Annotated in this window: 18 protein-coding genes and 1 tRNA gene; 14 read left to right on the top strand and 5 right to left on the bottom strand. The window is 38.2% G+C overall.

Annotated features, from left to right (window positions below; translation table 11 throughout):
- Window positions 1–95 precede the first annotated feature (95 nt).
- The 3 genes from hutI to ftcD all read left to right on the top strand — a co-directional run bounded on the left by hutI (window position 96) and on the right by ftcD (window position 3,849).
- Window positions 96–1,355, top strand: a complete 1,260-nt coding sequence (gene hutI, locus FHG85_RS05325; RefSeq protein WP_173073721.1) for an imidazolonepropionase — start codon at window positions 96–98, stop codon at window positions 1,353–1,355.
- A 4-nt stretch (window positions 1,356–1,359) separates the two neighbouring features.
- Window positions 1,360–2,085 carry a DUF4197 domain-containing protein gene (locus FHG85_RS05330; RefSeq protein WP_173073723.1) on the top strand — a complete coding sequence of 242 codons (726 nt, stop codon included), beginning with the start codon at window positions 1,360–1,362 and terminating at the stop codon, window positions 2,083–2,085.
- Window positions 2,086–2,154: 69 nt separating this feature from the next.
- Window positions 2,155–3,849 carry a glutamate formimidoyltransferase gene (gene ftcD, locus FHG85_RS05335; protein ID WP_220429261.1) on the top strand — a complete coding sequence of 565 codons (1,695 nt, stop codon included), beginning with the start codon at window positions 2,155–2,157 and terminating at the stop codon, window positions 3,847–3,849.
- 69 nt (window positions 3,850–3,918) lie between these two features.
- Here the strand turns inward: ftcD and FHG85_RS05340 are convergent, their stop codons facing one another.
- The gene (locus FHG85_RS05340) at window positions 3,919–5,454 is read right to left on the bottom strand and encodes an OmpP1/FadL family transporter (protein WP_173073727.1); all 1,536 of its coding nucleotides are present in this window, start codon (window positions 5,452–5,454) and stop codon (window positions 3,919–3,921) included.
- 70 nt (window positions 5,455–5,524) lie between these two features.
- Window positions 5,525–6,856: a hypothetical protein gene (locus FHG85_RS05345; protein ID WP_173073729.1), complete on the bottom strand. Its 1,332-nt coding sequence runs from the start codon at window positions 6,854–6,856 to the stop codon at window positions 5,525–5,527.
- A gap of 89 nt (window positions 6,857–6,945) precedes the next feature.
- Here FHG85_RS05345 and proS point away from each other — a divergent pair, with 89 nt between their 5' ends.
- The 8 genes from proS (at window position 6,946) to tilS (ending at window position 17,096) form a co-directional block, all read left to right on the top strand.
- A complete protein-coding gene (gene proS, locus FHG85_RS05350) occupies window positions 6,946–8,421 on the top strand; it encodes a proline--tRNA ligase (RefSeq protein WP_173073731.1) in 1,476 nt (491 codons plus the stop codon).
- 91 nt (window positions 8,422–8,512) lie between these two features.
- Window positions 8,513–9,211: a hypothetical protein gene (locus tag FHG85_RS05355; RefSeq protein WP_173073733.1), complete on the top strand. Its 699-nt coding sequence runs from the start codon at window positions 8,513–8,515 to the stop codon at window positions 9,209–9,211.
- Window positions 9,212–9,231: 20 nt separating this feature from the next.
- Window positions 9,232–10,854, top strand: coding sequence for a dipeptidyl-peptidase 3 family protein (locus FHG85_RS05360; RefSeq protein ID WP_173073735.1), 1,623 nt, complete (start codon window positions 9,232–9,234; stop codon window positions 10,852–10,854).
- Between the two features lie 70 nt (window positions 10,855–10,924).
- Entirely contained in the window at window positions 10,925–11,497 is a 573-nt protein-coding gene (locus FHG85_RS05365) for a SiaB family protein kinase (RefSeq protein WP_173073737.1), read from the top strand.
- An 8-nt stretch (window positions 11,498–11,505) separates the two neighbouring features.
- Window positions 11,506–13,329 carry a BamA/TamA family outer membrane protein gene (locus tag FHG85_RS05370; RefSeq protein ID WP_173073739.1) on the top strand — a complete coding sequence of 608 codons (1,824 nt, stop codon included), beginning with the start codon at window positions 11,506–11,508 and terminating at the stop codon, window positions 13,327–13,329.
- A gap of 50 nt (window positions 13,330–13,379) precedes the next feature.
- Window positions 13,380–14,402, top strand: coding sequence for an SDR family oxidoreductase (locus tag FHG85_RS05375; protein ID WP_173073741.1), 1,023 nt, complete (start codon window positions 13,380–13,382; stop codon window positions 14,400–14,402).
- A 44-nt stretch (window positions 14,403–14,446) separates the two neighbouring features.
- Window positions 14,447–15,772 (top strand): anthranilate synthase component I family protein, encoded by a 1,326-nt coding sequence (locus tag FHG85_RS05380; RefSeq protein WP_173073743.1) that lies wholly within the window; start codon window positions 14,447–14,449, stop codon window positions 15,770–15,772.
- Window positions 15,759–17,096, top strand: a complete 1,338-nt coding sequence (gene tilS / locus FHG85_RS05385) for a tRNA lysidine(34) synthetase TilS (protein ID WP_173073745.1) — start codon at window positions 15,759–15,761, stop codon at window positions 17,094–17,096. The genes FHG85_RS05380 and tilS overlap by 14 nt, the downstream gene beginning before the upstream one ends.
- Here the strand turns inward: tilS and FHG85_RS05390 are convergent.
- A complete protein-coding gene (locus FHG85_RS05390) occupies window positions 17,093–18,967 on the bottom strand; it encodes an ABC-F family ATP-binding cassette domain-containing protein (RefSeq protein ID WP_173073747.1) in 1,875 nt (624 codons plus the stop codon). The genes tilS and FHG85_RS05390 overlap by 4 nt on opposite strands.
- Before the next feature lie 127 nt (window positions 18,968–19,094).
- On the opposite strand from FHG85_RS05390, the gene nth reads away from it, so the two are divergent.
- Entirely contained in the window at window positions 19,095–19,751 is a 657-nt protein-coding gene (nth, locus tag FHG85_RS05395) for an endonuclease III (protein WP_173073749.1), read from the top strand.
- A 44-nt stretch (window positions 19,752–19,795) separates the two neighbouring features.
- Here the strand turns inward: nth and FHG85_RS05400 are convergent, their stop codons facing one another.
- Both FHG85_RS05400 and FHG85_RS05405 read right to left on the bottom strand, forming a co-directional pair.
- Window positions 19,796–20,428 carry an outer membrane beta-barrel protein gene (locus FHG85_RS05400; RefSeq protein WP_173073751.1) on the bottom strand — a complete coding sequence of 211 codons (633 nt, stop codon included), beginning with the start codon at window positions 20,426–20,428 and terminating at the stop codon, window positions 19,796–19,798.
- Window positions 20,429–20,852: 424 nt separating this feature from the next.
- Window positions 20,853–20,926, bottom strand: a tRNA-Arg gene (locus FHG85_RS05405).
- A 90-nt stretch (window positions 20,927–21,016) separates the two neighbouring features.
- Between FHG85_RS05405 and FHG85_RS05410 the strand changes: the two genes are divergently transcribed.
- Window positions 21,017–22,150: an alpha/beta hydrolase gene (locus tag FHG85_RS05410; protein WP_173073754.1), complete on the top strand. Its 1,134-nt coding sequence runs from the start codon at window positions 21,017–21,019 to the stop codon at window positions 22,148–22,150.
- A 92-nt stretch (window positions 22,151–22,242) separates the two neighbouring features.
- Window positions 22,243–22,716, top strand: a complete 474-nt coding sequence (locus tag FHG85_RS05415; RefSeq protein WP_220429240.1) for an RDD family protein — start codon at window positions 22,243–22,245, stop codon at window positions 22,714–22,716.
- Window positions 22,717–22,740: the final 24 nt, after the last annotated feature.

The raw sequence follows: 22,740 nt of genomic DNA on the forward strand, positions 1-22,740 counted from the left end.
CTCTCAGAGCGGCTTTTTTGTTTTTCAATGCTGAAAAACATTTCTATTCTCAATACAATTCCATATCTTCGATGCTGAAATAAATTGTTGATAATATGCAGATTCTTATTCTTAATATCAAAAAGTTAGTACAGGTTGAGGAGAAACCTGCAAAGTGGAAAGCAGGAAACGAAATGGCTAAGCTCAATACAATTGACAATGCTTTCCTTTTGATAAAAGATGGCAAAATTGAGAATTTTGGACCCATGAGCGATTCTCCAAACTTATCGAAACTGCCTGGAGATGTTTTGATTTACAATGCGTTTGATAGAATGGTTTTCCCCTCGTTTTGCGATTCACATACACACATCGTTTATGCTGGTAGTAGAGAAATTGAGTATATCGATAAAATAAAAGGTCTTTCATACGAAGAGATTGCCAAAAGGGGTGGTGGTATTTTAAACTCTGCAAAGTTGCTTGCGCAAACCTCTGAGGATGAGCTGTATGAGCAGGCAATGGTACGTATTAATGAAATCATTAGAAAGGGAACGGGAGCTGTTGAAATTAAAAGCGGTTATGGATTAACTACTGAAAGCGAGTTAAAGATGCTTAGAGTAATCCGAAGAATTAAGGAAACATCTCCCCTAACTGTTAAATCCACCTTTTTAGGAGCGCATTCTATTCCCGCAGAATATAAGGGACGCCAAGAGGAGTATGTCGATTTGGTTATTAATGAGATGATTCCTATGGTGGCTGCCGAAGGCTTAGCCGACTATATCGATGTATTCTGCGATAAAGGATTTTTTACCGTGGAAGATACTGAGCGGATTTTAATGGCTGGAATAAAATATGGTCTGAGACCAAAAATTCATGCGAATGAGCTCGACTACTCTGGTGGTATTCAGGTTGGTGTTAAGTATAATGCATTATCGGTTGATCATCTTGAGTTTACTGGTGATGATGAAATAAAGGCGCTTTTAGGCTCTGAAACCATGCCAACCCTTTTGCCTGGTGCTGCTTTCTTCCTAGGAATGATTGATCCACCCGTTCGCAAAATGATTGATGCTGGCCTGCCTATAGCCTTAGCATCCGACTATAATCCAGGTTCTTCTCCTTCGGGCGATATGAAATTTATAATGTCGCTAGGTTGTATTAAGCTGCGTATGTTGCCCGAAGAGGTTATTAATGCTACTACTATAAACGGTGCATATGCGCTTGGTATTTCCGATACCCACGGAAGTATCTGTAAGGGTAAAGTGGCCAATGTATTTATTACCAAACCCATACCATCTTATGAGTTTATGCCATATGCATACACAACAGACCTGGTAGAGACTGTAATTTTGAATGGTAAAATAATTAACAATAACTCGTAGTATCATGAAAAGGATAACCTTTTTTGCTGTGGTGATTTTTCTTACGTCGTGTGCTGAACTTTCAATACCAACTACTTTTCCTTTCCCACAAGCACAATCGTCAACAACGCCTAAGCTAACATATGCCGAAGTGGTAGAAGGTTTAAAGGAGGCCTTGAAAGTTGGTGCAAAAAACTCAACTGCGCTTGCATCAAAGGTTGATGGGTTCTATAAGAATCCTAAAATATTTATACCATTCCCCCCTGAAGCTGAAAAAGTAAAAGAAAAACTTATCGATGCTGGTTTCAACAAACAAGTTGATAGGTTTACCCTAACCCTTAATCGTGCTGCTGAAGAGGCTACTAAAAAGGCATTACCCATTTTTACCGATGCCATATTCAAGATGACTTTTACCGATGCCATGTCGATTCTTAATGGCCCCGACAATGCAGCAACTGAGTATTTTCGTAAAACCACATCCGATAACCTTTATAAAGCCTTTAAACCAGTTGTAAGTGACGCTATTAAAACAGTTAAGCTTACATCTTACTGGGAGCCAATTGCTACTACCTATAATCGACTTACTATTATAACAGGTGGAAAAGCCGTGAACCCCGATTTAGAGGATTACGTTACTCGTAAAGCCATTGATGGTTTGTTCGTATTAATTGAGCAGGAAGAGCAAAAGATACGAAAAGATCCAGCCGCACGTGTGACCGATATCTTGAAAAAGGTTTTTGGTAATATGTAATGATTATCAGTTTGTTTAGCTTATTTTCGAAACACTAAAAGCAAAATACTAAATACCAAACATATATCCATTATGTCACAAAAAAAACTTATTGAGTGCGTGCCCAACTTTTCCGAAGGGCGCGATATGAGCATTATAAAGCAGATAACCAATGAGATAGAAGCCGTAGATGGCGTTAAACTCATTGATGTTGATCCAGGTAAAGCAACAAACAGAACAGTAGTAACCTTTGTAGGCACTCCCGATGAGGTGCTTGAGGCTGCTTTTAAAGCAGTAAAAAAAGCCAAGGAGCTAATCGACATGAGTAAGCATCATGGTGCTCACCCCCGATTTGGTGCTACTGATGTTTGCCCCTTAGTTCCAGTTGCAAACATTACCATGGACGAGGTTGTTGAATATGCTCGTAAGCTTGGGAAACGTATTGGTGATGAGCTAGGAATACCTGTTTACTGCTATGAGTTTGCTGCTTTTGAAGAGAAACGCCGCAATTTGGCCATTTGTAGGGCAGGGGAGTATGAGGGTTTACCCAAAAAGCTACAAGATCCCGAATGGAAACCCGATTTTGGCCCTGCGGAGTTCCTTCCTAAAACGGGAGCAATTGCAGTTGGTGCTCGTAACTTCCTGGTTGCCTACAATGTCAACTTAAACACAACCTCTACTCGTAGGGCTAATGCGGTAGCTTTTGATATTCGTGAACGCGGTCGTCCAAAGCGAATAGGTAACCCTATCACTGGAAAAATTGCTACCGACGAAAATGGAAATCAGATATGGATTCCAGGCTCTCTTAAAGCATGTAAGGCTATAGGATGGTATATCGATGAGTATGGTATCGCTCAGGTATCAATAAATCTTACTGATATAACCGTAACTCCTATCCATGTTGCATTTGAAGAGGCATCAAAGAAGGCCGCAGAACGTGGTTTGCGTGTAACTGGCTCCGAAATAGTTGGAGTGGTTCCTTTGAGTGCAATGCTTGAGGCTGGTAAGTACTTCTTGCGCAAACAGAAACGTTCTTTGGGTTTACCTGATAGGGAAATAATAAAGATTGCTGTTAAGTCTATGGGGCTTGACGAACTGTATCCTTTTGATCCCGATAAAAAGATAATCGAATATATTCTTGAAGATAAAGATCAAAAGCGATTGGTTGATAAAACCCTTGAAGGGTTTACTTTAGAAACAGCATCTGAATCACCAGCACCTGGAGGTGGATCAATATCTGCTGCAATGGGTTCTTTTGGTGCTGCGCTTGCCACTATGGTGGCAAACCTATCATCTCATAAACCAGGTTGGGACGACCGTTGGGAAGAGTTTTCAAACTGGGCCGAAAAAGGTAAGTATTACATGGAGCAGCTAATCAAAATGGTAGATGAGGATACGGCTGCATTCAACCGCATCATGGATGCATTTGGTTTACCCAAGGGAACTGATGAAGAAAAGGCAGCTCGTTCTATGGCTATTCAAGATGCTACCCTTCATGCCATTGAAGTCCCCTTTAAGGTTATGAATCTTTGCTATGAATCCATGGAGGTGATAAAAGCAATGGCTGAACATGGAAATCCTAATTCGGTTTCCGATGCTGGTGTTGGCGCTTTAGCTGCTCGTTCAGCGGTTATGGGTGCGTATCTAAATGTAAAGATTAATGCTGCAGGCCTTAAGGATAAAGAGAAAGCTAACGAGTTTATTAGTAAAGGTGCCGAGATTGTTGAAAAAGCTCAGAAAAAAGAGGCCGAAATTCTAACTATCGTTGAAAGCAAAATTCAATAATTGGTAGGTGGTGATAAATGTTAAAGGCGCCCATTTAGGCGCCTTTATTTTTTTTGTGTTTTATATTCATTAGAATCTGAATCCAAAAGTAAGCAATACTTTAGAATCCCTGATTTTATTAGTTACGATTGGAATATCACCATTATAAAAAACAGCCTTTAGGTCTTGCATAGTTCTCAAGTATGCAAGGTCTATGGAAATATTTCTACTTCTATATCCTAAACCACCTGAGAATTGTTGGATATTTGATTTTTCATTAATGTAACCCGACTTATATGGCGAGGGATAAAATGAATAACCGCCTCTTAATGAGAGATTACCGAGTTTGTATTCTCCCCCAATTCCATAGTTTAAGGTATTTTTGAAAACGTTATCCATTTGGCTATTTAAATTCCAGAAGTTGTATCCATCGCCACCTTTTCTAAATCGCATCGCACTATAGTTGACATATTCAACATCAATACTTATTAGCCCTTTTTGCATAATTATAAATGCTGCACTTCCAATAAGTTTCATTGGAGTTTCAAAATGATAGTCGTATTTGCCGAAGGGAGAATTACTTATAAAGTTTACGGCTGTACTAGCTGTGTCAAAATCGGTAACTATAGATGATGAAAAGGCATCATCAAAATTATAGAATGTTGGTGTGTGCAATGAAACTCCCAGTCGCACCTCAGGAGTTGGTACATAAATACCACCAATTTTCAGGTTGTAGCCTGTTCCTTTTGTTTCAATGTATTGCTTGTAGTTAAGGCTGTAGAATCGGTCTCCATTGGGCCAAGTCCCATTACTGTTTTTAGCTGCTTCTTCGTAAGTAGAAGTGTAAGTGTAGTTAAAATCAGTAATTCCTAGCGAAGCTCCAAAATAAAAAGTATTGGAAATATTACCACCAAAAGCAATGGTGAACTCACCAGAACCACCTTCTGTTGTTACTATATTTCTATAATTCACAGAATCTTCAAGGAATATTGCAGGGGTATAGTTACCAGTAGCGTTATCATATTCATATAGCAAATAGGTGTTCCATGCCATTACCGATTCCCAAGCGCTTGCACCAAGGCCATTGAATGGATCATAGTTATCGGAATACTCTAATTGCTGGGGAGTATAATTTCCCGAGGTTATAGACGAAAAATAATCCATAATGGAGTATTTGTTGTAATCGCCTAATGTAATGGTATTTGAGTAAAAATCGTTAGTCCTGTTATATCCAAAAGCGATGTTATACGATAATAATCCTTTTTCTTCTGTTTTGTATGGTTTAAATGACATTACAAAACCAAGGTTGTCGAGATATAATCTGTTTTTATTATCTGAAGCAGAAACTCCTAGAAAATTAGAACTTACCTTTTGGGATTTGAAAGAGGGGGTAATTGTGAATTCTCCCGATTTGTATACACCTAATCCAGCCGGATTAACACCTATTGAAGAAAAGTCAGCACCAAGTGCACCAAATGCGCCCCCCATTGATACAAACCGGGCAGTTCCATTATTTGTTGTTTGGCTAAATCGTAGACCGTCGGAATATGACTGTGCAAAAAGTATGCTACTTATAAAGCCAAAACCAATTGTAAGAACGTAATACTTGATAGGATTAGTTTTCATATGAATAATGATTTTAAAATTAAAAAGAGGAGAGGAGCATATCCTCTCCCAATTTGGAGGTGTGTCAATTTTAATGTCTTCTTGTATTTGAACTGCTAGAACTCGATGATGAACTTCTAGAACTACCTGAATAAGAAGATCTTGTTGAGCTAGACCTAGAGCCAGATGAATAGCTACTGCTACTTGAACTACTTCTTGAAGGACTGTATGTACTGCTACTACTTCTTCTAGAGCTAGAATTTGTTGAAGGTGTGCTTACTCTACTAGGTCTGTTGTAGATTGATGTCCTGGTTGGTTGAGTGTATACAGGTGAGGTGCCTGTACGTCTTGTCGAAGTGGTGTTAGGCCTACTAATTCTTCTTGTTGAATTAAAGCTATTACCAGTGGAGGTTCTTGTTCTGTCGTAAACAGATGTACCTCTTCGTGTCGGTTCTGTGATGCCTATAGTTCTTGAAGGGCGCGTAATCCTGATTTGTTCACCGGAACTAGATGATGTACGTTGATTAGTCCTTCTTGTATTTTCATATACTGGAGTTACCCTTGTTTGAGTGGCTCTGGTAGTAGTTATCGGGTTATTCTTGTCGGTGTTAGTTGTTGCACTTGTACTTCTGCGTGTATTGCTAGCAGCACCTGAAACTTGGGTGGGTGAAACACTATTTCCTATATAGGCATCAGTTCTAGTAATACTATTTCCTCTGGGGCCATAATAGTAATTGCTAATTGAATTGTATGGTTTGTTCCAATAGTAGGAGGCATCATTCCATCCCCACCAATAGGCCGTAGTTGAATTCCAGTGTGAATATGGATAGTAATGCCATGGTGAATAGTAAAATGAGCTGTACCAAGGCGAATATCCCCATCCAAATCCAAGGCCTAGGTAAAATGAAGTTCTTGGCCATCCAAATGAATTATAGATATACCAAGGTTCAACCCATACTTGGCCTCCCATAACCACTACTCTATAATAAGAAGGATCGTATGCGCTTGCATACCAAAAATCATCAGAGTAATATGTGGTCCAGTTCTCTAATCCATAGCGGGGATCCTCAAAGCCTCTTAATCTTCTTTCATATGATTCCTGATAGCTATCAGAAAGTATTTTTCTGTAAGGATTAGTTTCCTCCGCTTTATATATAACAGTATCTGATTTTGAACTATCCTCAAGAACTTTTAATGCGTCAGAGAACTTTTGGTCCATTTTTTGATAGTCTAAAGATTTTTCTGTTGGAGCATTAACTTGCATCCTTTCTACTTTGGCAGTTAACTCCTTTTTGGATGAACCGTTTCCATAAATCTCATCATCCCACGATGATGTACTGCTAACTTGCAGACTCGATGAGCATGCCGTTAACGAAAGAACTGCAAGGGTTAGCACCGTCGTTTTAAATAGTCTAGTTTTCATAATCACCTCCATTTAATTTAAATTATTTAGTTACTTTTGCAAAAGTGTTTTCAGTTAAATATTAACAAAAATCATACCATCTAAGCAATATGGCCAAAGAAATTACAAGTAGAAGTGAAAATTATTCGCAGTGGTACAACGACATTGTAGTTAAGGCTGGATTGGCCGATTATTCTGCAGTACGAGGATGCATGGTTATTAAACCTTATGGCTATGCAATTTGGGAAAAAATGCGTGATCAGCTCGACAGAATGTTTAAAGAGACTGGCCATCAAAATGCATATTTCCCTCTATTCATTCCTAAATCTTTTTTTAGCCGTGAGGCAGCTCATGTTGAAGGATTTGCTAAAGAGTGTGCTGTTGTTACCCATTATCGTTTAAAGAACGACCCTAATGGAAAGGGGGTAGTTGTTGATGATGATGCTAAATTAGAGGAGGAGCTTGTTGTTCGTCCAACTTCGGAGACAATAATATGGAATACCTATAAATCGTGGATTCAGTCTTATCGCGATTTGCCTATCCTTATTAATCAATGGGCAAATGTGGTAAGATGGGAGATGCGCACCCGTTTGTTTTTACGCACAGCAGAATTCCTTTGGCAAGAAGGTCATACTGCACATGCCACTAAGCAGGAGGCTGTTGAGGAAGCTGAGCGTATGATAGATGTTTATGCAACCTTTGCTCGCGAATGGATGGCTATGCCAGTAGTGGTTGGTAAAAAGTCTGAAGCAGAACGCTTTGCTGGCGCTGTTGATACTTATTCTATCGAAGCGCTTATGCAGGATGGAAAAGCGCTTCAGGCTGGTACTTCGCATTTCCTTGGCCAAAACTTTGCAAAAGCTTTCGACGTGAAATTCCTTAACAAGGAAGGACAGCAGGAGTATGTTTGGGCCACTTCTTGGGGAGTTTCTACCCGCCTTATGGGAGCCTTGGTTATGACTCATTCCGATGATAACGGTCTTGTGTTGCCTCCTAAATTAGCACCCATCCAGGTAGTTTTTGTTCCTATCTATAGGAAAGAAGAAGAGCTTTCTGCTATTACCGAGGTTGTTCAAAAACTTAGGAATGAACTTCACGCAAAGGGAATAACTACTGATTATGATGACCGAGACAATTTAAAACCAGGTTTTAAATTTGCTGAACACGAAATGCGAGGTGTGCCTATTCGCGTTGCCATTGGTCCTAAAGATCTTGAGAAAGGAACAGCTGAAGTGGCACGTCGCGATACTTTGCAAAAACAGTTTGTCGATCAAGATAAACTTGCCAATACTGTTGAGAGCTTGCTCGATGAAATACAACAAAACCTTTATAATAGAGCTTTGGAGTTTAGAGAAAGCAAAACAGTAAAGGTAGATTCATACGATGAGTTCAAAAAGGTGATTGCCGAAAAAGGTGGATTTGTTCTTGCCCATTGGGATGGCACTCCTGAAACCGAAGCAATTATTAAGGAGGAGACAAAAGCAACAATTCGTTGCATACCGGAAGATTTGCCTGAAGAAGATGGAAAATGCATTGTGACAGGTAAACCATCGAAACGAAGGGCACTTTTTGCACTAGCATATTAAACGGAATGGTTAAGGCTGCAAATATGCAGCCTTTCTCTTTTTTGATTTATCGCTTCATTAAGTTATATTTGGATTCTCAACTAGTAATAATATGGATAATATCGATACAAAAGAAAAGATTAAACAGCTGCTTACCGAAAAAGCGGTAGTTAAGCAACAGATTTATGATAACACACTTGAAGTGTTTAACCTTATAAAAGAAGTTCTTAAAGAAATAGAGATAGACTATAACAGCCAGCTGAAAGGAGTTGATAAAAGAGTTCGTTTAGTATACACCGATAGAGGAAAATATGAGGCAGAACTAAAAGTGGCTTCCGACCTTTTAATATTTAGCATGCATTCAAATGTTTTTGAGTTTGATAGGGATCACAATATTTGGAAGCTGTCTTATGTAAAAGATAATGTCTTGAATTCTTACTGCGGAATTATCAATATTTATAACTTTTTAGCAGATTCCTTTAAGTATAATCGACTTGAGGATTTAGGTTATCTTATTGGAAGGATCTTTATCAACAGGGAATTCCATTATTTCGTTGAAGGGAAACGTCAAATGGGATTCCTCTATAATAATTTTGGCACTGCGCTAATTGATAAACAGTCGCTTCGGAGAATTATTGAAACAGCAATTACTTATGCGCTGGAGTTCGATCTACTTGTACCTCCCTATGATGTTGTTAAAATTGCTTCTGTTGTTCAGCTCAATACAAAAATTGAGAATGCCAAGTTGCAAACTGGTAAGCGCCTAGGTTTTAGGTTTAATTCCGATGATGTTTTAGAAGAAAATAACTAACCATAATTAATGAATAAAATATGAGAAATAGGATTGTTGCTTTTGCCGCTATGCTTGCTTTAGTGAGTTGTGGCAATAAAAAATCTGAGGTGTGTGATATGCAAAAGAAAGTAGACGAATTTGCACCTGTTGAGCTTAAGGCCGATATCTCGAATTTATCGGAAAAGGAAAAGCAAATGCTACCGTTGCTTTTTGAGGCAGCAGATATAATGGACCAACTATATTGGGAACAAGCTTATGGCAATAAAGAAGAGCTATTAAGTAAAGTTTCCGATGAGGCAACAAAAGAGTTCATAATGATTAACTATGGACCTTGGGAGCGTTTAAATGATAACAAACCATTTGTTGAGGGTTATGGCGAAAAACCTCTTGGGGCAAATTTCTACCCTAAGGATATGACTAAGGAGGAGTTTGAAGCCTTTGATAGCCCCGATAAAACAAGTCTTTATACCTTGATTGTTCGAAACGATGAGGGCAATTTAGAATCTGTACCTTATCATGTTGCCTATAAAGAAAAGATTGATAAAGCAGCTGAACTATTACGCAAAGCTGCCGAACTTGCCGAAGATGAAGGCTTGAAAAAGTATTTAACCTTACGTGCTGATGCACTTCAAACAGATGAGTACTTAGAAAGCGATTTGGCATGGATGGATATGAAGACCAATAAAATTGACTTTGTTGTTGGCCCTATTGAAAACTATGAAGATGCTCTATTCAACTATAAAGCTGCCTATGAGGCATATATTCTAATTAAGGACTTGGACTGGACTGAGAAAATTAACCGATTTGCAGCTTTACTCCCTAAATTACAGGAGAGCTTACCTGTTGATCCTGAATATAAAAAAGAAAAACCAGGGATTGATTCTGATTTAGGAGTTTATGAGGTGGCATATTATGCAGGCGATTGTAATGCAGGTAGTAAAACCATTGCAATTAACCTACCAAACGACCCAAGGGTACATTTAGAAAAGGGTAGTCGGAAACTTCAGCTGAAGAATGCCATGAAGGCTAAATTTGATAAAATTTTATTACCAATTGGTAATATTCTAATTGATGAAAGCCAACGTCAACATATAAAGTTTGATGCTTTTTTTGAGAATGTTATGTTTCATGAGGTTGGGCATGGCCTTGGTATCAAAAATCTTGTAAATGGTGAAGGAACTGTGCATGAGGCTTTAAAAGAGATGCACTCCGCATTAGAGGAAGGAAAAGCTGATATTCTTGGGCTTTACATGGTTTCGCAGCTAGCCAAAATGGGAGAGCTTCCCGAAAAGGACATGATGGACAATTACGTTACCTTTGTGGCTGGCATTTTCCGCTCAGTTCGTTTTGGTGCTGCTTCTTCGCATGGTAAGGCTAATATGGTATGCTTTAACTATTTGAAAGATAAGGGTGCTTTTGAAAGAAATCCAGAAACAGGAACCTACAAGGTAAACTTTGACAAGATGACCGAGGCAATGAATTCTCTTGCTCATGATATCCTTGTACTTCAGGGAAATGGCGATTACGAAGGGGTAAAGAAATGGTTTGCTGATAAAGGATTCGTAACCGAAGAACTTCAAGCCGACCTGAATCGCATTTCAAAGGCCGATATCCCCCGAGATATTCGATGCATTCAAGGAAGAGATGTACTAGGTTTATAAAAAATAAGGTCGGAAAATTTGCTTTCCGACCTTTTTGCTTTATTTTTGAAATGAACCAAATTTTGGGTCTATGAATCTTACTTTTAACTTTATTAAATCGGTCTCGAACATCTACGATGAGATGATTGATAATGGTTTCTCGCTAGTGTATCTTGGAGAGTTTAGCCATGAAATTACTAAAATGTTTACATCTATGGCCGAATCGGACATGGAGAAGAATAGCGAGGAGCGTTCTGTTCAACGAAAGGTTTATCATGTTATGGTTGAAACACTTCAAAACATGAATAAACATTCCGATGAGATTCAGGACAGAAAAATTGGTAAGGGATTATTTATTATTGGTAAGAAACACGACACCTACTATATAATTACATCTAACAAGGTGGCTCGTAAGCATAAGGCTCACCTTGAGAATGCTTTAATTACAGTAAATAATGCAACACCCGAAGAGCTAAAAGAGATGTACAAGCGCCAAATAAGAGAGGGAAGCCTTTCTGAAAAAGGTGGTGCAGGGTTAGGTTTAATTGATATTGCCCGAAAAACGGGTGAACCCCTTAATTACCAATTTCTTCAACTCGACGATCAAAGTTATTTCTTTATTCTTAAGGTTGAGATTAATGCTAAAAAGTTTGCTAAAGATTAGCTAAATATATGATTCTTGAGAAAAAGATTGGTTTAGATATTTTAACCATCATTGCTGCTGTAATGATGGTTTGTTTTTCTTTGGCATTACCGTTAGAACTTTTTTCTCAAGAACCCGATTCGGTAACAAATAGTAATTACACCAAACCAAAGGATCTTCCTAGAATTGTTTATAAATGGCTAGGACGACAACAAAATACAAGTAAAATACCCTTGCACAATAGTCAAGCTGTTGAGAAATTTATTCCATACTCAGGCAAGACTATTAATAGGATAGAGGTAGTAATTCTAGAACCTTTTGGCTATTCGGTTAGTGATTCTTTAATTAGGCCCAATAGGGTTGAAAAGTTCGGTAACTCTTTGCATAAAAGGACATGGAAAAAGGTTGTCTTAAACAACCTACTATTTAATGAAGGCGACGTTGTTCAACCTATTGATTTTGTTGAAAACGAGCAATTGCTTCGTGAACTCTCAGTTTTTGAGGATGTAAATATTGTTTTAAAGAATTTACCTGGTACTGATTTGGTTAATGTAAAAGTGATAGTAAAGGACAAGTTTACCACATCAATTGGTGTTGCATACAGTTCGCCCGAAAAAATGAAATATGCTTTAGGCGAAAGCAACTTTATTGGTTTGGGGTTAAAAGCTAAAGTTATTGCATATTTTGATAATGAGTACGATGACCCATGGGCCTCCCAGGGTGAATTTCAGGTTCCTAACTATTTCGGGTCGTATATAGGAAGTAATTTCTTTTATCGCTATGGCCATGGCTATAATACTATGTCTGCTAGTTTAAATAGAGACTTCTTTGCTTCAAAAACAAAGTTCGCCGGTGGAATTAAAGTGGCTAACTCTTTGGAACCATACAAAATTTTTAATCGCGATTCGTTTATTTCTATTAACTATCATGAGCGTGATTTTTGGATAGGAAGATCCTTTTCTGTTACCCGTTTTTCAAAAGATAAAGCCCCGTATAACCTGGTTGTAGCATTACGTTACTATCAAAAAGATTTTCTAGAGGGTTTACAAGTTTCGATGTATGAAAACCCATATTTCCATTCTAGTAAGAATTATTTGATTTCATTAGGTTTATCTAATCAAAATATTTATCGTTCAAGTTTATACTTTGGGTTTGGTATAACAGAGGATATTCCTGTTGGATTTAAGATTCAGTTTACAAGTGGTATTCAGCAAAGTAGTTTTCAGCGTCGCTTTTTGGTTGGTGCAGAGCTTTCAGCGGCCGAAATTACGCCAATAGGCTATCTATACCTTTCATCAAGGCTTGGAGGGTATATGGCAGAAGGCGCCAAATTTGAACAGGCGGCAATTAATATTCGTGCACAATATTTTTCAAATATTTATCGTCTAGGACGAACAGATATTAGACAGTATGTTAGGTACGACTTTACAAGGGGTGCGGCAAGGTTTAATGGTGAACGTGAGTATGTGGTTTTAAATAGAGATTATGGTATCCGGGGTCTCCGAAGCCCTAGCCTTTTCGGAGAAACTCGTTTAATGTTAAATTTTGAAACAATTTTCTTTTCTCCCCACTACATTTATGGCTTTCGTCCTGCTTTTTTTGTTTTTGCAGACTTTGGTTTGGTTGGGAGTGCCGATGAGCTTGTATATGCAAATCCACTTTATAGTGCTTTTGGTGTTGGAGTAAGGTTTAAAAATGAGAGTTTGATTTTCCCAGCATTTATTGTAAGGTTAGCTTATTATCCTCGAATACCTATTAATGCTGATGTTGCTTACTGGTATTTATCTACTGAAAGTAGAAGACGATTTGAGCAGTTTAGAATTAGAGAGCCTTACATTTTTCAGTATGAATAGCTCGTTTAAACTTTTGAATGCAATTGTTGTTTACCTATAAAACAAATAAAATGGAAAAAACAATTTTAGTAACAGGCGGAACTGGATACATAGGTTCATGGGTAGTTAAAGAGCTACTAGAAAAAGGGTACAGAGTGAGAGTAAATGTACGTTCAATGGAAAAGGTTGAAAAATACGCTCACATTAAAAATCTACCTAATGCCGATTCGCATCTTGAAATTTTTGAAGCCGATTTACTAGTCGATGGCTCCTTCGACAAAGCAGCAGATGGTGCCGATGCAATAATTCACCTGGCATCGCCATTTACCCTTCGTTTTAAGGATCCGCTGAAGGATTTGGTTGAACCGGCAGTAAAAGGAACTCGAAACGTTTTAAATGCTGCCAATAAATCTGCGACTGTCAAACGTGTTGTCCTTACATCAAGCGTTGCAGCCGTACATGGCGATAATATTGACATGATGGAGTTGGGAGTAAAAGAGTTCACCGAAGAGCATTTCAACACTACAAGTTCTCTTAAGCATCAGCCTTATTCATTTTCAAAGGTTCAAGCAGAAAAGGAGGCCTGGAAAATCCATTCAGAACAAGATAAATGGAGCTTAGTGGTTATTAACCCCTCTTTTGTAATGGGGCCATCCCTAACAGGTCGGTCTAATTCAGAAAGTCTCCAACTTATGAAAGATTTGCTCTCTGGAAAGTATCGATTTGGAGCGCCAGAACTCTATTTTGGATTTGTTGATGTAAGAGATGTGGCAAAAGCCCATGTGCTTGCATTGGAAAACGAAAACCTTACAGGTCGTTTCATCCTTGCAGAACGTGTGGCTTCTTTTATGGATTTAGTTGCTGTTGTTAATCGAAATTTCCCAAAACAGTATAAGCTCCCCAAAATGGTAGCACCTAAACCTTTGCTTTTACTTGTAAGTAGGATGTTTGGTCTTACTCCAAAATTTGTTAAGCGAAATGTAGGGCATCCAATTGCTTTTAATACTAATCGAAGCAAACAGGAACTAGGCTTAGCATATACTCCTTTTGAACAAACGGTGGTTGATATGGTGAAGCAGTATAGAGAAAATTAACTTCGTTTTTTTCTCTAACCCTATAATTATCTACCTTTGCGCCTATGCGCGAATCTTATTTTTACAGGATAAAAAACTTAGATCGTTTTGTCCAGAATCTTGCCCATGAAGTTGAAAATGCCGGTATTGGTGTTTTGCTTCGTGGGAAAGATAATTTCCCTATTCCTGAAACTACTTTTAAAAGCCGTTTCGATATTGCAGCTGCAATAGGTGCACGTTCAACTTGTAATCCATCATCGGATCATTTTGATTCGCTTGATACCTTCTTAGAATCGAATAACGATTGGGCATTTGGTTATTTTGGTTACGATCTTAAAAACCAAGTTGAGAATTTGGACTCTAGCAACCCAGATAGCATTGGGTTTCCCGATCTGTACTTTTTTGTACCAAAGATTCTTGTATTGGTTGTAAATCGGGATGCTGAATTTAAATATTACAAAAGCGATATTTCACCAAACGAGATTGATGATCTGATAAAAAGGCTAGAGGCGGATCATAACGTTAATGTGCAAGAAGAGCTTGCTATTACATTTCATTCTCATTTCTCTTATTCCGATTACATTAAAACTGTTAATGAGGTTAAGAACCATATAGCACTAGGTGATATTTATGAGATGAACCTTTGCCAAGAGTTCTTTTCAGATGATGTGCGGCTTTCGCCTTGGGCTACTTTTAACAAGTTGTACGAAAAATCGCCTACGCCCTTTGGTGCTTTTGTTCGGTTATCCGATAAGTATTTAATGTGTGCCAGTCCCGAACGTTACCTTCGGAAAGATGATTCGTTGCTTTTTAGCCAACCTATCAAGGGAACTGCACCGCGCATGGCCACTCAAGAGGAAGATAATCAATGTATTGAACGTCTTAAATCAGACCCAAAAGAGCAGGCGGAAAATGTAATGATTGTCGATTTGGTTAGAAACGATTTGTCTAGAATTGCTAAGAGAGGAAGCGTTAGGGTGAATGAGCTTTGCGGAATCTATTCGTTTCGGCAGGTGCACCAAATGATTTCGACCATTTCATGTGAATTACAAACTGGGTTGCGTCCTTCGGATCCATTTAAGGTTTCATTTCCAATGGGGTCTATGACTGGTGCACCAAAGGTCAGAGCGATGGAGTTAATTGAGCATTTTGAACGTTCAAAGCGTGGATTGTATTCTGGAGCAGTGGGATACTTTATGCCTAATGGCGATTTTGATTTTAATGTGGTTATTCGTAGCTTGCTTTACAATTGCACAAATAGGTATCTCTCGTTTACAGTAGGTGGAGCAATAACTTTTAAGTCGAAACCTGATGCTGAGTATCGGGAGTGTCTAGTTAAAGCTAGAGCTATTTTAGAAACGCTAAATGCCAAGCTTGATGTTAAAGAGTAAATTCCTAGATTTTATTAGTGAACATAATTTATTTTCCGAACACGATAAATTATTGGTTGGGGTAAGTGGTGGTATCGATTCCATGGTGCTACTACATCTACTTGTAAATAGTGGCTTTAACGTAGGGGTTTCTCACTGTAACTTTAATTTAAGGGGTGAAGAATCCGATGCCGATGAGCAGTTTGTGCGCTACCACTGCCTAATGAATGGTATCCCAATTCATACAATTGCTTTTGATACCAAACAGTATGCATTGGAGAATGGCCTTTCAATACAGGTTGCTGCACGTGAGTTGCGTTATAACTATTTTGATGAGATATGTAAAGAACATAAATATTCGCATATTGCAATCGCACATAATCTGAACGATTCTGTTGAAACGGTGCTTTTAAATCTTGCTCGGGGAACCGGTTTAAAGGGTTTAACTGGGATTAAGCCAGTTAATGGCAAAATTATCCGTCCACTTCTTTTCGCAACTCGTTCGCAAATTGCCGATTATGCAAAGGAAAATAACATTTCTTTTCGGGAGGACTCCAGTAACGCATCAACAAAATATAAGCGAAATTTTATACGTCATAAGGTGATGCCTTTACTAAGGGAGCTAAACCCCTCAGCAGATTACTCAATTTATAATACGGCTCAACATCTTAATGAGGCTCAAATACTTGTAGAAAGGCAGCTTGCACAAATTCAGGAAGATTTAATATCTGTTAATGATGATAAAGTTCTAATTGACATTGAAAAGCTGCTTAAAGAGTCTGCTGGCAATTACTTTTTAGTGAATTTTCTTGCAACATATGGTTTTACGCCATTTCAGGCAGCCGAGGCATATAAGCTTACAGCTTCAAGTCCTGGAAGTAGGGTAGAGTCGGAATCTCATGTAGTTTATAGGGATCGGAGTTACTTAATTCTTCAGCATAAACAACTACAAAATGATGATGTTGGTGTAACTATTGCTGCGAACGATACATTCATAGAATCGCCTGTAAAACTTAGCATTAACATTGTTGATTATACCGAAGGTTATACTTTGGAAAAAGACATGAATGTTGCAAATCTAGATTTTCAAAAGTTAAAATTCCCACTTACTATTAGGAAGTGGAAACCTGGCGACCGTTTTGTACCTTTTGGTATGAAAGGATTTAAAAAAGTTAGCGATTTCCTTGTTGACAATAAGGTCCCCTTAGCCGATAAAAACAATGTGTACGTACTAACAACTGCAGGTGAAATTGCTTGGGTTATAGGTTATAGAATTGATAATAGGTTTAGTTTAAGCGAAAGTTCAAATAAGATTTTTAAGATAAAGCTCCTCGTCAGCAACTAGCTTTCATATTCTGAAAGTTCTAACCAGCGCATCTCTTTATCCTCAAGCATTTTTGTAATTTCGCTATAACGTGTTGACTTTTCAACCAGTTCATCAGGGTTAAGGGTGCCACTATTAAGCAATTCTTCTATCTCCTTTTTTTCTTTTTCTAGCTTTTCAATGTCAATAGTTAGCTGTTCCAACTCTTTCTTTTGAGCATATGTAAGCTTGTTCTTATTTCGCTCTTTTTGTTGTGGTTTGTTTTTGGTCTTTGCCCTCTGCTTTGCTTGATTATCGGTTTCTTTTTCTTGCTCTTTTAACCATTGACGATATTCCGTGTAGTTTCCAGGGAAACCACTTATCTCACCATCGCCTTCAAATATAAGTAGCCCATCTACTATCTTATCCATGAAGTAGCGGTCGTGAGAAACAACAATAACTACTCCCGGAAAATTTGCAAGGTAATCTTCAAGAACGTTTAGGGTAAATATATCTAGGTCGTTTGTAGGCTCATCAAGAATTAAAAAGTTTGGATTTTGCATTAGAATAGTAAGCAGATAAAGCCTACGCTTCTCACCGCCACTCAATTTGCGGACATAGGTATATTGTTTATCGGGTGGAAACAGGAAGTTGTTTAGAAACTGAGAAGCAGTTATGGTTTTGCCATTGGCAAGTGTTATCACATCTGCTATTTCGCGCACAACATCAATAACTTTGGTATCGTCGGGGATATTCATTCCACCTTGGCGGTAGTATGCAATTTTAAGGGTTGGCCCTGGGTCAATTACACCCAAATCGGGTGGTAGGCTGCTGGTTATAAGATTTAGAAAGGTTGTTTTGCCAGTACCGTTAGCACCAACTATACCAAGTCTTTCAAAACGGTTAAATGTGTATGAAAAATCCTTAAGAATTACTTTGCTTCCAAAACTTTTTGACAAACCCTTTACCTCCATTATCTTTTTGCCCAAGCGCGAGGCGCTTACATTTATCTCAAGGTTATCGGTTTGTAAATTTTGCGAAGCCGTTTCACGAAGCTTGTAAAAAGCGTCGATGCGGTATTTAGCCTTAGTGCCTCTCGCCTGAGGCATTCGTTGCATCCATTCCGTTTCGCGCCTCAATAGGTTGCTAGCCTTGTCTATCTCTGCTTGCTTAGCACGTATACGTTCATCTCGCTTTTCTATAAAGTATGAGTAGTTCCCATTGTATGTATACACCTGTTTGTTATCTATTTCAATGATATCGGTACAAACACGGTCGAGGAAGTATCGATCGTGAGTAACCATTAGTAACGTTTTTTGAGAGCGGGTAAGGTAATCTTCAAGCCATTCAACCATCTCCAAGTCAAGGTGGTTGGTGGGTTCGTCAAGTATTAGTAAATCAGGGTTGCTGATAAGAATTGCAGCAAGAGCAACGCGCTTACGCTGACCACCTGATAGAAAATCTACTCGTTGGTTAAACTCATTTAGCTTAAGGACCGAAAGAATTTGCTTTGCTTTTTGCTCTCTATCCCAGATATTAAGCCGATCCATTTCATCAATAGCATGTTGAAGTTCGTCCTTATCGGCTTTTTCAAGTGCCAATTCATATTTTCGAATCGCTAGTGAGATTTCATCGTCAGCATTAAATACATTTTCTAAGACAGTACTAGATAGGTTGAGTTGAGGTTCCTGTGGAAGATAGCCAAAGCTAATATCATTTCGAAAGGTAACTTTCCCCGAATCAGGAGTATCAGCGCCTGCAAGAATGTTAAGCAGCGTACTTTTACCAGTACCGTTACGCGCCACAAGTGCTGTTCGTTGATTTTTAAATAAGCTAAGCGATACGTCGCTTAAAACCTCTAAATCGCCAAACGACTTGTAAATTTTTTCTGCTTGTAAGTATATTGTTGCCAAAACTTTCTCTTTTTTAGTACTTGCAAAGGTAAGAAATTGTTTAGATGATTTTATTTACGTTAAACAATACGCCCAATTTTATGGTTATTATTGGTATCAGATTATCTTTATGACAAAATTTATGACGATGTCATCTAAAAAGGAGTTATATAGTTTTGTAATAGACTATTTTAGTAGCACGCGACCAGTTGCTGAGACGGAGTTGAACTATACAACTCCCTATGAGCTTTTGGTAGCTGTAATTTTAAGCGCTCAGTGCACCGATAAGCGTGTTAACATGATAACCCCTGGCTTTTTTAAACGTTTCCCAGATGCTAAGAGTCTATCGAATGCTACTGTTGAAGAGGTTTATGAACTTATTAAGAGCTGTTCATATCCCAACAATAAAGCTAAAAACCTTTTGGGAATGGCAAAAACTCTAATGGATGAGTTTGATGGTATTGTGCCTTCGGATATTGAACTTTTGCAACGATTACCAGGAGTTGGTCGTAAAACAGCCAACGTGATTGCATCTGTGGTTTTCAATAAGCCTGCAATGGCCGTAGATACACATGTTTTTCGTGTGGCAAATAGAATTGGGCTGGTGAGCAATGCCAAAACGCCCCTTGCTGTTGAGCGGCAGCTTATAAAACATTTTCCTCAAGACCTTATTCCTAAAGCGCATCATTGGTTAATTTTGCATGGCCGTTATATCTGCATTGCACGTAAACCCAAATGCGAAGAATGTGGATTAACTCCTGTTTGCAAAGAGTATAAGAAAATTAGTAGGAAGAAGGAAAAATAAAAAGGGACATTTGTTTGTCCCTTTCGATTCATCTCTTCCTTCTATTAAAGTTTAACTATTGCTCCAATGGTGATAAATCCACTTGTTGCAATATTGTCTAGATCTACCCCAAGCCCAAAGCTATTGGTTATATCGGTGTTATTATTGTCTTTAACCGAAATTCTACTATAGCCAAAATTGAATCCATTAATATGAGCCTCAAGCTGAACCTTTTCTGAAAGATTATATGCTATTCCCGGTGAGGCGTTAATGCTTAAGGTTGATGTTTTGGGGCCTGTTGTTGTAGTGGAACCTACTTTTGATTTTTCTACGCTATATGCAAACCCTACATTTGCTTGAGCAAATAACGAAAACTTATTTACGGTAAATGCATAGTAGCGAACAAATGGTGTAACACCAAATGAAGTTGTGCGATCAATTTGCTCTGGGTTACCTGGTGTTTTGGTATTATTTAAATTAAAAGATAAGCTTGTTCCTACTGCGAGCTTGTCGTTTAAAAACATACCAGCCATAGGTGCAAACGCAAAGCTAGTAACCTTTTGTTTATCTACGGAGGTGTTTCCGTTATCAACCTTTCCACCTGTCATGGAGAGACCTATATTCCCTCCAACAAAAAGTTGTGCAAATACTTGCGATGTTAATAAAAGGATAATAGATAAAGCAATGATTCTTTTCATAACGTTCATTTTTAGTTTTAAAGTTACATGCAAATATATTCAATTATGTAGAAAGGCCAACCTGGTGTAGTTAGCCTTTAACTGTGACCCCGGAGGTATTAGTTCCGCTATGCTCCATGACCCCTCCTATCGCAGTTGTGTGATAAGTTGTAATAAAAAAAAGAAAGGTCAACTTGAAACTGTTGACCTTCGATGTGACCCCGGAGGGATTAGTTCCGCTAAGCTCCATGATCCCTCCTGGTCTACAAGTTGAAATAAAAGGTTTTAATAACCAAGAAAGGCCAACCTGGTATGGTTAGCCTTTAACTGTGACCCCGGAGGGATTAGTTCCGCTACGCTCCATGATCCCTCCTACCGCAAAAGGGTAGGGGATTGTTGTGGTAAAAAGAAAAAAGGCCAACCGATAACCGATTGACCTTTCTTGTGACCCCGGAGGGATTCAAACCCCCGACCTTCAGAACCGGAATCTGACGTTCTATTCAGCTGAACTACGGGGCCAAATTTGTTTGCAAATATATCCTAGTTTAGGTACTTTTACAACTGTTGGCTCACTATTTATTCGTTTCCTGTTATAAACCAATGACAACCATGAAAAAAAAGATTTTAGCAGTTCTACTAGTACTGACTTACAGTTGTGCATTCTCGCAAGTAGTATTTATTATCGACTCAGTGCCTCAATCAACAAAATCAGAGGATACAATCTTTTTAGCATCTGAACTAAATGGTTGGATGCCAAATGATAAAAGCATGGCTTTTGATAAGGTTGATGGCAAGTATATCTTAACGTTAAATGCAAATCCTGATACTTTTGAGTATAAAGTTTCAAAAGGTAGCTGGAAAATGGTTGAGGTTGATGAGAAGGGAAACGACATAAGGAATAGAATTTACTTTCCCAAAAAGGATACTGTTTTTTTAAGAGTTAAAGGATGGCGCGATGATTTTAAAAGGAATCCAAAAAAATCAACAGCATCAAAGAATGTCAGGTTTCTCCCTACAAATATAGAGATGCGCAAGTTAAAACGAAAGCGTACAGTTAGGGTTTATCTTCCTCCAAATTATCATAAAAGACAAGCATTCCCTGTAATTTATATGCACGATGGACAGAATGTTTTTGACGATGCTACATCTTTTGCTGGAGAGTGGGGGATTGATGAGATTATGGATAGCTTATATCATGCCCGTGGTTTTTCAGCAATAGTAGTTGCCATTTATAACGATAGTAAAGAGCGGCTAAATGAGTATTCTCCTTGGCGAAACGACTCTCTTGGTTATGGTGGCGATGGCGATAAGTATGCCGATTTCATTGTAAATGACCTTAAGCCTTACATGGATAGAAACTTCAGAACAAATCCATTACCTCAGTACAATGCAATAATAGGGAGCTCAATGGGTGGTTTAATCTCACTTTATATTGGATTAGAGTATCCAAAGGTGTTTGGTAGGGTAGGAGTGTTTTCACCTTCATTATGGTTTTCGCCTGAAGTGTTTAGCTATGTATCGAAAAAGAAACGGAGAAATAATCAGCGATTCTATTTGCTTGCTGGAGAAAAGGAGGGAGAGAAAATGGTTGAAAATTTAAAGCTACTTGAAGGATACATGTATTCAAATGGCTATGATAGCCCAGATTATCTGAAAATTAAAATTGCACCCGATGGAAGACATTCGGAGTGGTTTTGGAAAAGAGAATTTGTTGAAGCTATTGAGTATTTGTTTGGAATATAATTTTTTTTGATTTGATGTTCAGGTTTTCAAAAAAAATATTAATTTTATTTTGATATTGTAAATTAAACTAAACTAAACTAAACATTACGACTATGGAAAACATGAAGTATGCTGGTTTTTGGTGGCGTTTTTTAGCCTATCTAATTGATGCAATAGTTCTTTGGGTGGTTAACCTTATTGTAATTTCACCATTAATTGGATTATTTGGGCTTTCAGCAGCTAGTTCTATGTCAGCTGATATGACGCAATCAGAAGCCATTGGTATGGCTGGAGCATTCTTTGGAGCTGCAATGGTTACTAATTTAGCGTTAATTGTAATTGCATGGCTTTACTTTGCAATAATGGAATCGTCAAAGTTCCAGGGTACTCTTGGTAAAATGGCTATAGGTATCATTGTTACCGATTTGGAAGGGAATAGGATTTCTTTTGCACGTGCAACTGGCCGCTATTTTGGGAAAATACTTTCTAGCATGATCTTATTGATAGGTTATATCATGGCTGGTTTTACCGAGAAAAAACAGGCATTGCATGATATGCTTGCATCAACATTAGTTTGGAAAAAGTAGTTTTATCGTTTTATTAATTAAAAA

Source organism: Tenuifilum thalassicum (assembly GCF_013265555.1).
Taxonomy (GTDB): domain Bacteria; phylum Bacteroidota; class Bacteroidia; order Bacteroidales; family Tenuifilaceae; genus Tenuifilum; species Tenuifilum thalassicum.

Coding starts and splice junctions, on each gene's coding strand:
- hutI (WP_173073721.1), top strand. CDS start 96: ATGCAGATTCTTATTCTTAATATCAAAAAGTTAGTACAGGTTGAGGAG.
- FHG85_RS05330 (WP_173073723.1), top strand. CDS start 1,360: ATGAAAAGGATAACCTTTTTTGCTGTGGTGATTTTTCTTACGTCGTGT.
- FHG85_RS05340 (WP_173073727.1), bottom strand. CDS start 5,454: ATGAAAACTAATCCTATCAAGTATTACGTTCTTACAATTGGTTTTGGC.
- FHG85_RS05345 (WP_173073729.1), bottom strand. CDS start 6,856: ATGAAAACTAGACTATTTAAAACGACGGTGCTAACCCTTGCAGTTCTT.
- proS (WP_173073731.1), top strand. CDS start 6,946: ATGGCCAAAGAAATTACAAGTAGAAGTGAAAATTATTCGCAGTGGTAC.
- FHG85_RS05355 (WP_173073733.1), top strand. CDS start 8,513: ATGGATAATATCGATACAAAAGAAAAGATTAAACAGCTGCTTACCGAA.
- FHG85_RS05360 (WP_173073735.1), top strand. CDS start 9,232: ATGAGAAATAGGATTGTTGCTTTTGCCGCTATGCTTGCTTTAGTGAGT.
- FHG85_RS05365 (WP_173073737.1), top strand. CDS start 10,925: ATGAATCTTACTTTTAACTTTATTAAATCGGTCTCGAACATCTACGAT.
- FHG85_RS05370 (WP_173073739.1), top strand. CDS start 11,506: ATGATTCTTGAGAAAAAGATTGGTTTAGATATTTTAACCATCATTGCT.
- FHG85_RS05375 (WP_173073741.1), top strand. CDS start 13,380: ATGGAAAAAACAATTTTAGTAACAGGCGGAACTGGATACATAGGTTCA.
- FHG85_RS05380 (WP_173073743.1), top strand. CDS start 14,447: ATGCGCGAATCTTATTTTTACAGGATAAAAAACTTAGATCGTTTTGTC.
- tilS (WP_173073745.1), top strand. CDS start 15,759: ATGTTAAAGAGTAAATTCCTAGATTTTATTAGTGAACATAATTTATTT.
- nth (WP_173073749.1), top strand. CDS start 19,095: ATGTCATCTAAAAAGGAGTTATATAGTTTTGTAATAGACTATTTTAGT.
- FHG85_RS05400 (WP_173073751.1), bottom strand. CDS start 20,428: ATGAAAAGAATCATTGCTTTATCTATTATCCTTTTATTAACATCGCAA.
- FHG85_RS05410 (WP_173073754.1), top strand. CDS start 21,017: ATGAAAAAAAAGATTTTAGCAGTTCTACTAGTACTGACTTACAGTTGT.
- FHG85_RS05415 (WP_220429240.1), top strand. CDS start 22,243: ATGGAAAACATGAAGTATGCTGGTTTTTGGTGGCGTTTTTTAGCCTAT.